The 17148-nt window shown below is 32.0% G+C and carries 10 protein-coding genes; 7 read left to right on the plus strand and 3 right to left on the minus strand.

The genetic code is table 11. The annotated features are described in order from the left end of the window. Window positions 1–6: 6 nt before the first annotated feature. From WHD07_RS00315 to WHD07_RS00325, 3 genes are read right to left on the minus strand one after another with little or no spacing between them, the layout of a single operon-like run. The gene (locus WHD07_RS00315; protein ID WP_343329562.1) at window positions 7–1146 is read right to left on the minus strand and encodes a SusE domain-containing protein; all 1140 of its coding nucleotides are present in this window, start codon (window positions 1144–1146) and stop codon (window positions 7–9) included. 18 nt (window positions 1147–1164) lie between these two features. Further along, a complete protein-coding gene (locus tag WHD07_RS00320) occupies window positions 1165–2778 on the minus strand; it encodes a RagB/SusD family nutrient uptake outer membrane protein (protein WP_343329563.1) in 1614 nt (537 codons plus the stop codon). Window positions 2779–2788: 10 nt separating this feature from the next. Next, window positions 2789–5710, minus strand: coding sequence for a SusC/RagA family TonB-linked outer membrane protein (locus WHD07_RS00325; protein WP_343329564.1), 2922 nt, complete (start codon window positions 5708–5710; stop codon window positions 2789–2791). 199 nt (window positions 5711–5909) lie between these two features. On the opposite strand from WHD07_RS00325, the gene WHD07_RS00330 reads away from it, so the two are divergent. From WHD07_RS00330 to WHD07_RS00360, 7 genes are all read left to right on the plus strand, one after another. Beyond that, the gene (locus WHD07_RS00330) at window positions 5910–6932 is read left to right on the plus strand and encodes a LacI family DNA-binding transcriptional regulator (RefSeq protein ID WP_343329565.1); all 1023 of its coding nucleotides are present in this window, start codon (window positions 5910–5912) and stop codon (window positions 6930–6932) included. 144 nt (window positions 6933–7076) lie between these two features. After that, the gene (locus WHD07_RS00335; RefSeq protein ID WP_343329566.1) at window positions 7077–8453 is read left to right on the plus strand and encodes an MFS transporter; all 1377 of its coding nucleotides are present in this window, start codon (window positions 7077–7079) and stop codon (window positions 8451–8453) included. A gap of 68 nt (window positions 8454–8521) precedes the next feature. Beyond that, window positions 8522–9175, plus strand: coding sequence for a beta-phosphoglucomutase (pgmB, locus tag WHD07_RS00340; protein ID WP_343329567.1), 654 nt, complete (start codon window positions 8522–8524; stop codon window positions 9173–9175). 150 nt (window positions 9176–9325) lie between these two features. Further along, a complete protein-coding gene (locus WHD07_RS00345) occupies window positions 9326–11620 on the plus strand; it encodes a glycoside hydrolase family 65 protein (protein WP_343329568.1) in 2295 nt (764 codons plus the stop codon). Window positions 11621–11687: 67 nt separating this feature from the next. Continuing rightward, window positions 11688–13628 (plus strand): glycoside hydrolase family 13 protein, encoded by a 1941-nt coding sequence (locus tag WHD07_RS00350; protein WP_343329569.1) that lies wholly within the window; start codon window positions 11688–11690, stop codon window positions 13626–13628. 64 nt (window positions 13629–13692) lie between these two features. Continuing rightward, on the plus strand, window positions 13693–14661 hold the full coding sequence (locus tag WHD07_RS00355; RefSeq protein WP_343329570.1) for an alpha/beta hydrolase: 969 nt from the start codon (window positions 13693–13695) through the stop codon (window positions 14659–14661). Between the two features lie 51 nt (window positions 14662–14712). Continuing rightward, window positions 14713–17139, plus strand: a complete 2427-nt coding sequence (locus WHD07_RS00360; RefSeq protein WP_343329571.1) for a TIM-barrel domain-containing protein — start codon at window positions 14713–14715, stop codon at window positions 17137–17139. Window positions 17140–17148: the final 9 nt, after the last annotated feature.

Genomic DNA, 17148 nt, shown 5'->3' on the forward strand with positions numbered 1-17148 from the left:
AAGTTATTATAAATTTAAAGGAATTAAGATATAACGACCTGTTAAATCATTAAACCAAACATCATAATCGTCTTCTACAATTACAGGTATTGCACCACCACCATCGGTTGCTACTCCAGAAAAAGAAGTTGAACTTCCCCATTTAGCACTTGCACCTGTAACAAATTCTACTTCACCAGGAGTTAAATGAATTGCAGTTGCAAACCAGATATGACCATCAAAAGCTAAAGGAGTCATGGCTATATTAGCTGTACTAGATCCTTGTATTTCTAATGATGTAGGGCTTACAATACCGTCAGCATTAAAAGGTTCTATAGAATATTTTTTTGAAGCAAAGTTTACTTTAAAGGTATAGTAACCATCAGTTTTTACACCAAATCTACCTGGATCAGAATCTTGTGTTGCAGGGTTTCCTGCAATGTCACCTTCAGCATCTATTGGATCTTCATTATCAGGGTAAGTTGTACCCCATTGGTTAGACCATTCTCCTTTTGTTTCAATTACTTTAAATCTTCCTTCACCATCATCTGCAGTTGCTTTAGCAAAATAACCAGTATAGTAAAACGTATTGCTATCTGTTTCATCTCTAAATAAAGCAGGGTTGTTACCTGTTGCAAAATTATCCCAACCTGGAGCTGTTGCGTTACCTACTAAATAATAATCTTTAAAAGAGTAGTTAAAGTATGGATATACGCTAAACTGAATTACATTAGAAACGGCCATTTCATTATTTTGAGTACCTAATGAGGCAACAATTCTAATATAAATATCTGACCAGTTAAAAGGATTTACACCTGCATTACCTGCAGCTGCATTTACCTCGTTTATAGATAATGTTGCAGAAGTTTTACCAGAAATTGTTGATGCAGTAACTGGTGTTGTAAAAGCATCATCTTTAGAAAACTGAATAGCATAGTTAACCGCAGCCTGTATACCGTAATCTGCTTCATCCCAATTTAAAGTTATGGCAGGGTTTGTAGTATTTACAGCATCTAATTCTAATTGTGTAAAATTTAATTCAGCTAAAATAGGTGCTGTTGGAGCTGATATCGTAAATGTATCAGAAGTGTCATCGCAAGATTGGAAAAATAAAAGTACTAGACCAATGATACTAACTGCTGAAAATCTTTTTATGTTTTTCATCATTTGTAATTTGTTTTTAAATTAATACCCAGTATTTTGAGTTAAATTTGGGTTAGAAGCTAAACTAGCTGTAGGTATAGGATATACTTTCATGTAAGAAGGTAAAGCAATACCGTTACTTCCATTTCCTTTCCATGCCCAGTTGTAATTACCACCAGTAAACTTACCAAATCGAATTAAATCTTGTCTTCTGTGTGCTTCCCAGTGTAACTCTCTTGCTCTTTCATCTAAAATAAAATCTAGAGAAATATCTGAGGCAGTTAAGTTGTTTTGAGGGTTGTTAGCTCTAGTTCTTAGTGCGTTAATATACGTTTCCATATCTGCATTAGAACCTCCTGAGCCGCCTCTTAAATGTGCTTCTGCATACATTAAATATACATCTGCTAATCTAAACAAAGGGAAATCTGTGTCTACAAAAGTTTGGTCAGAACCAAAGGTTCCGGTAGAAGTTGCATTTGAGTATTTTTCTATAATATAACCCTGATCTTTATCTGAGATATCAGTAATATCAATACTTCTTGTTCCAGAGATAATGGTGTTTCTAGTGTCTCCAGAAAAGATACCTCCATCAAATAATTGGGCAAATTGTTTTCTTACTCTTAATGCGCCTCCCCATCCAGAAGCACCAACACCTAAAGGAATGCCGTTTGCTTCTAAACTTCCTATTTCACCATTTACCATAACGGTTGTTGGTCCGTAGTTTTGTGTAATTAAACCATCAGAAATTAAAGGAAAAATAATTTCGTTGATTGCTGAATTGGTATTGTTATCAGCCATAAATAAATGAGCGTAATTAGTTGCTAAAGAAAATCCACCACCTATAATTTTTTTACATTCGGTTAAGCATTCTGTATATTTTGCTTCACCAATATATACTTCTGCATTTAAATACATTTTAGCTAAAATCATCCACGCAACAGCTTTGTCTGCTCTACCATGTTGATTGGTTTTTGGTGCCATTAAATCGGCATCGATTGCTAATAATTCGCTTTCTATAAATGTAAATAATTCAGTTCTGTCTGCTTGTGGAGGATTAAAACCTGCCGTTGGGTCTGTTTCTACTACCATTGGGGCTTTACCATATAAGTCCATTAAGTTATAATAAGACAAAGCTCTTAGTAAACGCGCTTCTGCTCTATAAGTAACAATGTTTTCTTTTGTTGCAGTAGAAACGTTTCTTGCGTCTAATTTTTCTGTAGTTGTTTCTCTTAAAAAATTATTAGCAAATGCAACCGTAACCATTGCTCTACTAAACATACCTAATATTACAGGGTTTTGGGCGGTCCAAATATTACGTTGTAGTTCTCTTGTACCAGGGTCATTTTCATAAGACCAAATCATTTGGTCTGCAGATAATGTTTGTAAGTACAATAATGTTCTACCATATTGACTAGTACCCGCATCTAACCCTTTAATATTTGAGCTACCAGGGCCATCAACACCTGTTAAAGATAAGTTTGCGTAAGTACCTGCTAAAACTTCTAAGTAAGCATTTTCATTTTCAAATAACGCATCACTTAAAACCGTTTGATCATCTTCGGGTACAATATTTAAATCTTTTGTACAAGAAGCAACTACTGATGTTAGTAAAATAACAACGAATAGATTTTTTATTGTTTTTATATATTTTTTCATCTTGTTTTTATTAGAATTTAATATTAGCTCCCATTAAGAAGTTTCTAGATCTTGGATAAATTAATTTATCAATTCCGTCAAATACTTCTGGGTCTAAGCCAGAGTAGTTTGTTAAAGTGAATACATTTTGTACACCAGCCCATAAACGAATACTGCTATAAGAGAATTTTTTTATTGGGTTGTTAAAAGTGTATCCTAAAGTAACATTGTCCATTCTTAAATAAGAAGCATTTTCTATATAGATATCAGAATTTATAACATCAGAGGTTCTTAAGAAATCTGTTTCTAATACCGAGGTAGGAAGGTTTCCTAAAACAGCATTATCTAGTAATAATTCGTATTGCGCTTTCGAAGAGTTTACGTTGTTGTAAACATAATTACCAAGGCTAGCTCTTAAGTTAAAAGCTAAATCGAAGTTTTTGTAATTAAAATTAGATTGAAAACCTAAGGTAACATCTGCATTTGGGTTTTCTTTTAAATATCTATCATCATCATTTATAACACCATCTCCATTTAAATCTGAGTAGGCTCCTTCAATTGGTTTTCCTGCTGTGTTATATAATTGTTTGTATACATAAAAAGAATTAGGTGCATATCCCTCTCTTAATAACTGAATTGTATTACCTGTACCACCTTCAGTACCACCAGTTCTAACGTCTTGGTCGTTTGCAAGTTCTGTAATTTTTCTATCTAAATAGGTTGCGTTAAAGGTAAAGTTCCAGTTATAGTCTTCACTTTTAAGGATGTCTCCGTTTAAAGTAAACTCTAAACCTTTTATTTGTAATTGACCAATATTTTGGATTGTACTATTACCAAAGTTAGTACCATCTGCTAAAGCAGCATCAAATAATAAATCATCAGATGTTTTTTGAAAAGCACTTAAAGATCCACTAAACTTATTATCAAACAAACCATAGTCTACACCAAATTCAATAGTTGTTGTTTCTTCCCATTTTAAATCAGGATTTACAACCGAAGGAATGGTAGATTTTATAGAAGAGTTACCAAATAAATATCTTGAAGTTTCATTACCAAAACGGTATCTATCTAAATACAAATCATTAACACCAGGTATGTTTTGTTGCCCTGTTAAACCAACACTTGCTCTTAATTTTAAGCTAGATAATACTTTAGAATCTTTTAAGAAATCTTCATCACTTATATTCCAAGCTAATGCGGCACCACCAAAGTTACCCCATTGATTGTCTGAACTAAAACGAGAAGTACCATCTCTTCTAAAGTTTAAAGTAAGTAAATATTTTTCGTTGTATTTAAATTTAAGTCTACTAAAGAATCCTAAGTTAACAACATCAGGATCTGCAAATGTGGTAGAAATATTTTCTGGATTATTTCTGTTTCCAGAATTGGTACCAAAGTTTTCGAATCTCTGATAAGAATACCCACCAGTAAGATCTACATTTAATTTATTAAAACTTTTTGAATAGTTTAAATACGTATCAAATAATTTATTACCTCTTTCTTGCGTGTTAAAAGCATCATTACCAAAAAATAATGCGTTAGATTGAGCAGGAGCTAATTTTGATGTAATGTCGCTGTTTTCTGATGTAATCTTATCGAAACCAACATTTACAACCGCTCTTAAATCTGGTATAAAGTGAAACTTGTAATCGAAATTTAAGTTACCGTATTGTCTAAAAGCGTACCCTGTATTATTTCTTTGTAATAAAGAGGCAATAGGGTTGGTAGTTCCGTTTGCAATTTCTCCATTAGAAAAATGTTGATAAAACCCACCAAATCTAGAAGAAGCATCGTAAACAGGTTGTGTAGGATCATAACGTAAAGCAGCACCAATTTGTCCTGAATCACCAAAACGACTATCTTCAAAAACTCTGTTATAGTTTAAGTTAATTTTTAAATGATCTTTAAATAAAGAAGGATTCATAGAAAGAGAAATTGTTTTTCTATCAAATTGAGACGTTAATAAGGCTCCTTCTTGGTTAGCAAAACCTATAGAAAGTCTTGTTGGTATTGCACCAAATATTTGTCCTTTTGCAGTAAGGTTGTATAAAGAAGACGTTGTAGAACGTAGTACTTCATCTTGCCAATCTGTATTTGCATTCCCTAAAGCACTCACATCGCCTGGTCTTTTTGCAGTAATTAAACTTCTATAATCATTTGCAGAAAAAACATTTACTCTATCTAATACTTCACCAAAAGTATATTGCATATCAAAATCTAATGTAAAATCTTTTCTACCTTTTTTAGTAGTAATAATAATAACACCATTAGAAGCTCTAGAACCATAAATAGCAGTTGCAGATGCATCTTTTAAAACAGAAAATGATTCAATGTCATTTGGATTAATGTTTGCTAATAAACCACGAGAACCAGAAATACTAGCATCACTGTTTTCTATAGGCAAACCATCTATAATAATTAAAGGGCTGTTAGAAGCACCAATAGAAGATCCTCCACGAATAGTAATTTGAGATCCAGAACCCGGCGCACCACTTGTAGTAACGCTTACCCCAGAAACTCTACCGCTTAATAAATTTTCTGGTGTTACAATGTTTCCTTTTGTAAAATCTTTAGCTGTAATAGACTCTACAGAACCAGTTGCATCTTTAACGGTAGTTGTACCGTACCCAACTAGTACTATTTCTTCTAATTGCTCTGCAGATTCTGTTAACTCAACAATAAGGTTAAAGTTATTCTCAAGTGTAACTTCTTTGTCTGCAAATCCTAAATATCTAAACACAAGTACATTTCCAGTACTTACTTTATTAATTATAAAGTTTCCGTCAAAATCGGTTTGTATTCCTTTTGTAGTACCTTTAACCACTACACTAACACCCGGTAATGGTTCTCCAGATGTTTTTTCTTTTACCACACCTTTTACTGTTTGTTGAGCAAACATTGTAAATGATGATGTTAAAAGAATTCCAATTAACAATAATTTAAATTTTTTCATGTATATTTTGTTAAATTATAACTGTAAATTTGATTTGTTGATAACAATAAGTTTACATTCCACTTTGTAAAGATAGCATCTTGTCTATCATTTTCAGTATGATAAAAGTCACGAAAACGTTTTCGTGTTAACAACTTTTTAGATGATTTTATTAATAAATTAACAGTAATTCAAATTAAATTTTGTCATTTCGCAATAAATGAAGAAAAAAATTACCATAAAAACAATCGCTAAAGAATTAGGGGTTTCAACGTCTACCGTTTCGAAAGCTTTAAAGGATAGTCACGAAATTAGTAAAGAAACTAAAGAAAAAATAAAGGCCTTTGCCGATTTTTATAATTACAAACCCAATAGTTTAGCCCTTCAGCTTCGTAATCAAAAGACCAAAGTAATAGGTGTTATTTTACCTAAAATAGTGCATCATTTTTTCTCTACAGTTATTATGGGAATAGAAGAAGGTGCCAACGAAAAAGGCTATCATATTATGGTTTGTTTCTCTAATGAATCTTATAAAAAAGAGGTAGAAACGTTAAAGGTTTTATCTAACGGAAGTGTAGATGGTTTAATTGTATCTATAGCTAGAGAAACTTTAGAAAATAAAGACTTTAATCATTTTACAGCTTTAGTTTCAGAAGACATTCCTTTAGTATTGTGTGATAGAGTTGTAGATGAGATTTTATGTGATAAAGTAGTTGTAGATGATGTTGGGGCAGGCTATAAAGCAACTAAACATTTGTTAGAAACCGGGCTAAAAAAAATAGCACTAATAACAACTCCAAAACATGTTAATGTAGGTACTTTAAGAAGGCAGGGGTATGAGAAAGCTTTAATAGAAAACTATATTAAAACAGATTCTAATTTAATTTTAGAAGTTGATGAAGATGGAGACATCTCTAATCAAATAAAAAAAATCTTTGAACAGAATATAGATGGTGTATTTGCTGTAAATGAAATTTATGCTGCAACTGCTATGAGAATAGCTAAAGAAAAAGGATTAAAAGTACCAGAAGACCTTTCTGTTATTGGTTTTACAGATGGGTTAATTTCAGAATATTCATCACCATCTATCACAACAATGGCACAACATGGCTTTACGATGGGTAAGCAAGCCGTAGAGCTTTTAATTGAAAGAATTGAAAAAGAATCTGAAACCTTAAAACCTAAAAAAATTGTGATTTCTAGCGACTTAAAACTACGAGAATCTACGAAAACGTCGTCGTAGATAGTTTCGTTGCTTTTACCTGTTTTTCAATAAAAAATCTATCTTTGTTTCATAATTACGATTTATCAATAAATTATATTCCACAAAATTTATTAATTGATAAGTGTAAACGCTTATTGTAATATCCACTAATAGCATAGATAAATGGAAAAGCGTAAATTAAGCTTCTGGCAAATCTGGAACATGAGTTTTGGATTTCTAGGAATACAATTCGGATTCGCCCTACAAGGTGGGTTTATGTCAAGAATTTTTCAAACATTAGGAGCCGGTAAGGAAGAAATTCCGATGCTTTGGATTGCAGCACCTTTAACAGGTTTACTTGTACAGCCAATAATTGGTTATATGAGTGATAAAACTTGGAGTGTAAAATGGGGTAGAAGAAAACCTTACTTTTTAATAGGAGCAATTTTAAGCTCTTTAGCATTATTTGTAGTGCCTCATTCTCCTGCATTATGGGTTGCGGCTGGTTTATTATGGGTTTTAGATGCATCTATAAATATTTCAATGGAGCCATTTAGGGCTTTAGTTGCAGACAAATTACCAGAATCTCAAAGGTCTTATGGTTTTGTTGTACAAACATTAATTATAGGTATTGGAACTTGGATTGCAAGTAACTTACCATGGATGGTTTCTCAATTAGGTGTTAGTAATGAGGCTGCATCTGGTGTAGTACCCATGTCGGTAAAAGTTGCTTTTGCCATTGGTGCCTTTGTTTTTATGGCAAGTATTCTGTATACCGTTTTTACAACGGATGAATATCCGCCAGAAGACATGGAAGCCTTTGAAAAAGAAAAGAAAGAAAAGAATAATTTTATTCCGGATATTTTAAACAATATTGGTAGCATGCCAACTACCATGAAAAAATTGGGTGTCATTCAATTTTTCTCTTGGTTTGCATTTTTTACCATGTGGTCTATGGCAAACCCAGCTTTAACGGAGCATGTTTTTCATACACCAGCACCTGTAGAAGCTGCATTTAATTTGGCAGATACGGTACAAGCAGAAGCTTTTAAGATTGCCAACACAAAGTTTCAAGAATCTTCTAATTCTGTAGGTTCTGCTATGGGTATTTATGGCTTATCATCAATGGTATTTGCTTTATTACTAACCTTATACACTTCAAAAAGAAACATCAATAGAAAATATGTACACATGTTTTCTTTAATAATAGGAGGGGCAGGTTTCTTATCAATGACTTATGCATCACCAGAAAGTTTAAAATACTGTTTTGTATTGGTTGGTTTTGCATGGGGTAGTATTTTATCTATGCCATATGCCATGTTGTCTAGTTCTGTAGATCCCAAAAAAATGGGCGTAATTATGGGGATTTTTAACATGTTTATTGTAATCCCACAAATTATTGCAGCATTAGGAGGTATCAATTATGTATCTAATTTATTAGGTGAAGACGCTATAAATGCAATGACAGTTGCAGGTGTTAGTTTAATAATTGCAGGCTTGTGTAATTTGTTAATTACCAATAAAAATGCCATTAGTTATCAAGAAGAAATTAAAAAATAAAAAACAGATATAAATTAAATTAGTTAGTTTTTAGGCTGGTATAATTAAAAAAAACAAATTAAAAGTAGATGAAAAAAGGGTTTATATTCGATTTAGACGGTGTAATCGTAGACACTGCCAAATATCATTATTTAGCATGGAAAAAATTAGCGAATCACTTAGGATTCGAGTTTACCAAAGAACAAAACGAATTATTTAAAGGCGTTAGTAGAAAACGTTGTTTAGAAATTTTATTAGAAATAGGTAATAGAGAAGCTACACAAGAAGAGTTTGATACTTGGATGATAGAAAAAAATGTAGACTACTTAAAATATATAGAAAATATGGATGCATCAGAAATATTACCTGATGTACCAAAAGTACTAGCCTTTTTAAAGGAAAAAAATATGCCAATAGCTTTAGGGTCAGCAAGTAAAAATGCACAACCTATTTTAGAAAAAGTTGGTTTATTGCATTATTTTGATACCATTGTAGACGGAAATAATGTAACGAAAGCAAAGCCAGATCCAGAAGTTTTTCTTTTAGCCGCTAAACAATTAGGTGTAAATGCAACTGATTGTGTGGTTTTTGAAGATGCTGTGGCAGGTATAGAAGCAGCAAATGCTGCAAAAATGATAAGTATCGGTATTGGAGACCACCAGATACTTTCTGAAGCGCAATTTAATTTCAACGATTTTACAGAAATCAGTACCAGTTTTATACAAGAGTTAATTAATAGATAATTAAGACAAAAGAAACAAGAGAATAGAAAAAAGAGCGAGAAATTAGAAGGGTTTCTGAAGTTATTGCTCTTAAAAACAACATATTAGAACGTAATAAATTTGATTGTAATACAGTCTAAAATTTATTTTCTAACACCTTAAAAAAACAAAATGAATCAAGATTACATCATACCAAACGAATGGTCCATCATAGAAGAGGGGTTTAATTCAGATAAAGTAAAATCATCAGAAAGTCTTTTTAGCATTGGTAATGGTGCTATGGGACAAAGAGCAAATTTTGAAGAAGAATATAGCGGAGAAACTTTTCAAGGAAGTTATATTGCAGGAGTTTATTATCCAGATAAAACACGTGTTGGATGGTGGAAAAATGGATATCCAGAGTATTTTGCAAAAGTGTTAAATGCACCAAATTGGATTGGTATTAACGTATTAATCAATGATGAAAAATTAGATTTACATACGTGTAAAGAAGTATCAGAATTTAAAAGAGAACTTAACATGCAAGAAGGTTGGTTGTCTAGAAGTTTTGAAGCTATTTTACAAAACGGAATCAAAATTAAAGTAGATACCAAACGTTTTTTAAGTTTAGAATTAGATGAAATTGGGGCAATCAATTACAATGTAACCCCTTTAAATTCGGATGCTAAAATTACTTATATTCCTTATATAGATGCTGGTATTACTAATGAAGATACCAATTGGGACGACCAGTTTTGGGATGTTTTAGAGGTTTCTAAAAACAACAAACAAGCTTATATTAAGTCTAGAACCATGAAAACGCACTTTTATACGTGTACTTTTATGGAATCTCGTTTGTTTGTAAATAATGTAGAGGTTGCTGCAGAGAGTAAGAATGAGCAAACAGAAAATATTATTTCTTACGTTTACGAACAAGAAATAAAACAAAACCAAACTTATACCATTCATAAATTTGGTGGTTATGTGGTAGATAGAGACCATGATAAAGACCAATTAGTTGCAGCTGCAAAAACAGCTTTAGACAAAGCGGTAAGTATTGGTTTTGATGCTTTATTAGAGATGCAAAAGCAATCTTGGGCACAAATATGGAACATGTCTGACATTACCATAGAGGGCGATGTAAAAGCACAACAAGGTATCCGTTTTAATATTTTTCAATTAAACCAAACCTATTTAGGTACCGATGCTACGTTAAATATTGGTCCAAAAGGATTTACAGGCGAAAAATATGGAGGAAGTACGTATTGGGATACAGAAGCGTATTGTATTCCTTTTTACATGGCAACCAAAGATCAATCTGTAGCAAGAACGTTGTTAGAATACAGATATAAACATTTAGACAAAGCAATAGAAAATGCGGCAAAATTGGGTTTTACAAACGGAGCAGCATTATACCCAATGGTAACCATGAATGGTGAAGAATGCCATAACGAATGGGAAATTACTTTTGAAGAAATTCATAGAAATGGAGCCATCGCTTTTGCCATTTTTAACTATTACCGCTTTACGGATGATTATTCTTACATTCCAGAAAAAGGATTGGAAGTTTTAATAGGTATTGCTCGTTTTTGGCAACAAAGAGCTACTTTTTCTTCGGATAAAAATAAATTCATGATTTTGGGTGTAACTGGTCCAAATGAATATGAGAACAACATTAACAATAATTTTTATACCAATTACATTGCAAAATGGTGTATCAATTATGCCTTAGAAAATATAGAAATTGTAAAAACAGCTCATGTTTCTGATTATAACAGAATTAAAGAAAAAGTAAATTTCTCTGATGATGAATTAACGAAATGGAAAAATGTTGCAGATAATATGTATTTTCCTTTTTCAGAGAAACATAATATTTACTTACAACAAGATGGTTTTTTAGACAAAGAATTAATTACGGTTGCAAATTTAGATAAGAGTCAGAGACCTATCAACCAAAAATGGAGTTGGGATAGAATTTTACGTTCGCCTTACATAAAACAAGCTGATACTTTACAGGGTTTTTACATGTTTGAAAATGATTTTTCTACAGAAGAATTAGAACGTCATTTCGATTTTTACGAGCCATTTACAGTGCACGAAAGTTCGCTTTCTCCTTGTGTACATAGTATTCAAGCTGCAAAATTAGATAGAATGGAACAAGCGTATACGTTCTATTTACGTACCTCTCGTTTAGATTTAGACGATTATAATCACGAAGTAGAAGAAGGTTTACATATTACTTCTATGGCAGGAACTTGGATGAGTATTGTAGAAGGATTTGGAGGAATGAGAGTGCAGAATAATACCCTTTCTTTTGCTCCAAAAATACCAAAAGAATGGAACTCTTATTCATTTAAAGTAAACTTTAGACATCAAATGATTACTGTAAATGTTTCTCAAAAAGGAACAGAATTTGAAGTTGAGGGTACAAGTGCAATCAATCTTTTAGTAGACGGAAATCAGGTAACTGTATCTCCTAAAAAGTAAATAGAAAAGGTTCTTAAAAGACCTACAAGATTTTAAAACTTGTAGGTCTAAAACAACATCAAAAAAAATGAAAAGCTTATCATTAATAATTGTTATTGTACTTTTGTTTTCATGCGAAAAAAAAGAGCCTAATAAGATGGATGTGTTTAAAGAAGGGACTGAGATAATTAATGAAATTGAAAGAGTAGAGCCACCAAATTGGTTTATCAATTTTAAAGAAACCTCTCTACAATTATTAGTAAAAGAAAACAATATTGGGGCTGCAATACCATCTATTTCTTATGAAGGAGTTACTATCGTAAAAGTAAACAAAGCAAAAAGCAACAATTATTTATTTATTGATTTACATATTGATGCTGCTACAAAACCAGGGAAGTTCAATATAACTTTTATGTTTGATGATGGGGCAATAAAAACGCATACCTATCAATTAAAGTCAAGAGAAAAGGCTTCGGATGAATATGTTGGGTTTAATAGTACTGATGCTATTTATTTAATTACTCCAGATCGTTTTGCTAATGGTGATGAAACCAATGATGTTATTTTAAATTTAAAAGAAGCTACCATAGATAGAACCGATAATTATAAACGCCATGGAGGCGATTTGCAAGGGATTACAAATCATATAGATTATATATCAGACTTAGGTTTTACTACCGTTTGGCCAACACCTGTGTTGTTAAATGATATGGCAGAAAGTTCTTATCATGGTTATGCAATTACAGATTATTATCAAGTAGACCCACGTTTTGGAACGCTTGATGACTATAAAAAATTAGCCAATGAATTGCGTAAAAAAGACATGAAATTAATCATGGATCAAGTTGCAAATCATTGCGGAATAGGACATTGGTGGATGAAAGATCTTCCGTTTGAGGATTGGTTAAATCATCAAAAAAATTATGAAGATAATATAGATAATTGGAATAATGAAACCAATATAGCTTCTAATCATAGAAGAACTACAAATCAAGATTTGTATGCATCTAAAGAAGATAGAAAAGGAAATAATGAAGGTTGGTTTTCTGCTTCAATGCCAGATTTAAATCAACGAAATTCGTTTTTAGCAACCTACATCATTCAAAACAGTATTTGGTGGATAGAAACATTGGGTTTAGGTGGTATTAGACAAGATACATACCCTTACCCTGATAAAGCATTTATGAGCAATTGGGCAGGAGCTATAATGAATGAATATCCTAATTTTTCTATTGTTGGAGAAGAATGGAGTTACAACCCGTTAATTGTTGGTTATTGGCAAAAAGGCGCAAATAATAAAGATGGTTACGAGTCTAACTTAAAATCTCCAATGGATTTTCCGATGCAAAAAGCCATTGTAGAAGGCCTTAATGATATAGAAGATTGGGATAAAGGTTTGATAAAACTGTATGAAGGTTTAGCGAATGATTTTCATTATGCAACACCTAAAGATATTTTAATTTTTGTAGACAATCATGATAAAACAAGAGTGTTTACAGAATTGTGGGAAGATATTAGAAAAGCAAAAATGGCGTTGAGTTATATACTGGTTTTACCTAGAACGCCGCAAGTGTATTATGGTACAGAAATTTTAATGAATGATTCTGCAAACCCTGGAGATCATGGTTTAATTAGATCTGATTTTCCTGGTGGATGGAAAGATGATACCACAAATGCCTTTACAGGAGAAGGTTTAAATGAATACCAAAAAGACATGCAATCTTTTGTTGCTAAGGTTTTAAACTATCGCAAACATAGTGCTGCAATTCATAGTGGTAAAACCTTACATTTTGCCCCTTTTAATGGTACTTATTTCTTGTTTAGAATAAAAGATGATGAAACAGTAGTGCATATTATCAATAAAAATGAACAACCAATAACACTCGATTTAAAACGATATGAAGAAGTTGGTTTATCAGGTAAAAAGCTTAAAAATATTATAACCGGAGAAGATTTTATTTGGAATGATGAAATTCATTTAACGGAAAAAGGTAGTATTATTTTAACGACAAAAATAAATAATTTATAGAAAGAAGTCTTTTTTTTAGTTGAGTTGTCAAGCTTTTTTTCTTACAGTATTTAAAATATGAATCATGAAAAAATATATAGTTTTGTTATTAATTCTCCTAATAGTTGCTTGTAAGTCAGAAACAAAGAATACGAATGTAAAAGAGAAGCACACTTTAAAAATCACCTCTAAAGTATTGGAAAATCCGGTTTTATCATCAGGTAAATTAATAAGAGTAGCTGCTTTTCCTTCTAAAAATATTACACCCAGACCTGTTGATGTTTGGTTGCCAGAAAACTATTCAGCAGCAAAAAAATATGCAGTTTTATATATGCACGATGGTCAGAATTTATTTGATGCCACTACAACATGGAACAAACAAGAATGGATGGTAGATGAGGTTGCTTCAAAATTAATGAAACAAGGAATTACTAAAGATTTTATTGTAGTGGGCGTTCATAACATACCTGCCATTCGCTGGTTAGATTTATTTCCAGAAAAAGCCATGAGTTTTTTATCGAAAGAAGATAAAAATAAAATGATTGAAGAGGCAAAGAAGAATAATTTGAGTGTCGATTTAACGGGAGATAAATATTTAAAATTTTTAGTAGAAGAGTTAAAACCTTACATCGATAAAACATATTCGGTTTATAAAGACAAAGAAAATACGTTTGTGGCAGGTTCTTCTATGGGCGGTTTAATGTCTATGTATGCCGTAGCAGAATATCCAAATGTATTTGCAGGTGCCGCTTGTTTATCTACCCATTGGGTTGGTGCAGTGCCAAAGGAAAACAACCCTTTGCCTAAAGCTATTTTTAAGTATTTAGAAGCGCATTTGCCAGATGCAAAAACGCATAAAATGTATTTTGATTATGGTAATAAGACGTTAGATCAATTTTATGGAAAATATGCTTCAAAAGTAGATGCTATTTTTACAAATGGTAGCTATACCGAAGCAAATTTTAAAAACTTATTTTTTGAAGGGAGCGATCATTCTGAATTGTCTTGGCAAAAAAGAGTAGATATTCCTCTTACTTTTCTATTAAAAAAATAAACAATGTACTTTCAAGGTAAATGTACCAGAATGAATTAAAAGCAAAAACAGATGAAAACATATATTATTCTTTTTTTATTACTTTTTATAACAGCTGTTGCTTTTACTCAAAATTCGAAAAGAGGTTTTAAAAAAGCAACATTTAAAGACGGCAATTTTTTACATGTAGAGGTAACAGACGGATCTTATAGAATTCAGTTTTACAATTCTAAAATAGTAGAAACCTCTTTTATACCTAAAGGAGAAACTTTTGTAGCCAACTCTCATGCAGTTGTTTTAAAACCAGCTTACACGGATGCTAGATTTAGGGAGTCATCAACTTTTGTTAATTTTTCTACAAAAGGAGTCTCGGTAAAAATTCAGAAAAAGCCTTTTAAGATATCTTATTTTTATAAGGACAAGGAAATTACATCAGAAAAAACAGGATATTTAAAATCCAAGCATCAACCAATGGAATTGGTTAAAGGTAATATTGTTGCAGCCGAAACAGAAAAAATAGAATTCAATTTAACGTCAGACGAAATTCTATATGGAGCAGGATCAAGAGCGTTGGGTATGAATAGAAGAGGCAATAGATTGCCATTGTATAATAGAGCGCAATATGGTTATGAAACGCATGCAGCATTAATGAATTTTACATTACCCATTGTAATTTCATCAAAAAAATACATGCTTCATTTTGATAATGCACCCATTGGTTATTTAGATTTGGATAGCAAAAAAAACAATACCTTAATCTATGAAACTATTTCCGGACGTAAAACGTATCAAGTTGTAGTGGGAGATTCTTGGATGGATTTGGTAGAAAATTACACAGATTTAACAGGGAAACAGCCTTTGCCAGCACGTTGGACCTTAGGTAACTTTTCGAGCAGATTTGGGTATCATTCTCAACGAGAAACTGAGGCAACCATAGCTAAGTTTCAAGAAGAAAATATACCTGTAGATGCCGTTATTTTAGACTTGTATTGGTTTGGTAAAACGTTGCAAGGAACCATGGGGAATTTAGAAGTCTACAAAGATTCTTTTCCGGATATGAAAGCAATGATTACTCGTTTAAAAAATAAAGGAGTAAAAACGGTTTTAATAACAGAACCTTTTATTTTATCGAACTCTAAAAAATGGAAAGAAACAGTAGAAAAAGATGTTTTAGCCAAAGATTCTGTAGGAAATCCAGCTAAATATGATTTTTATTTTGGGAATACAGGGATTGTAGATATTTATAAAAAAGAAGGAAAAGAGTGGTTTTGGAATATCTATAAAGAAATTATAAATTTAGGAGCAAAAGGGCTTTGGGGCGATTTAGGAGAACCAGAAGTATTGCCTTCTTGGGTAAATTTTAAAAATAAAAAAGCCGACGAAATTCATAATATTTATGGGCATGATTGGGCACGTTTAATTTTTGAAGGGTATCAAAAAGAATTTCCAAAAGAAAGACCGTTTATTTTAATGCGCGCAGGATCTTCTGGTTCGCAACGATTTGGAATGATTCCTTGGTCTGGAGATGTAAACAGAACTTGGGGCGGATTGCAATCTCAACCAGAAATTGCCTTACAAATGGGCATGCAAGGTTTAGGGTATATGCACTCTGATTTGGGCGGATTTGCAGGTGATAATTTAGATGATAATTTATATGCACGTTGGTTACAATACGGTGTTTTTCAACCAATTTTTAGACCACATGCGCAAGAAGGTGTGGCAAGTGAACCTGTTTTTAGAAGTAACAACGCGAAAAAAATGGCGAAAGAAGCTATTGAATTACGCTATAAATTATTACCCTATAATTACAACTTAGCTTTTCAAAACAATCAAAAAGGAACACCTTTAATGCGTCCTATTTTCTTTGAAGAAGATGATTTAAAATTAATGACAAATTCAACCACTTATTTATGGGGAAAGGATTTTTTAATAACCCCAATTTTAAAAGACTCTCTAAAAACCAAAGAAATTTATTTTCCTAAAACAGCAAATTGGTTCAATTTTTATTCGGATGAAAAAGTAACTGGAGGACAAACTAAAAGTGTTTCTGTTGATGAAAATTCGATTCCGACTTATGTACGTGGAGGTGCATTTATTGCAATGACAAAACTGGTGCAAACAACAGATGCTTATGATGGAAATAATTTAGAACTACATTATTATTACGATGCTGCTGTGAAAGAGAGTGAAAGAGAATTTTACAATGATAATGGTTTGCTATCGAATGCTTTTGAAAAAGAGGAATTTGAAGTTTTAGAATTTGAAGCAGAAATGACCAAACGTTGTTTAGAAATTGAATTTGAAGCAGAATTTGGCAAAAATTGGAATCCACAGCAAAAAGAAATATTGTTGGTTATTCATAATGTAAATTGGAACCCAAGTAAAATAAAAGTAGACGGAAAAAGAACAGAAAATTCAATCTTAGAAAATAATATTTTAAAAATTCCAGTACACTGGAATCCAACAGAAGAAATAAAAATAAAAATTTCATTAAAATAAGGAATCGGT

This window comes from Polaribacter staleyi (assembly GCF_038024045.1).
GTDB lineage: Bacteria > Bacteroidota > Bacteroidia > Flavobacteriales > Flavobacteriaceae > Polaribacter > Polaribacter butkevichii.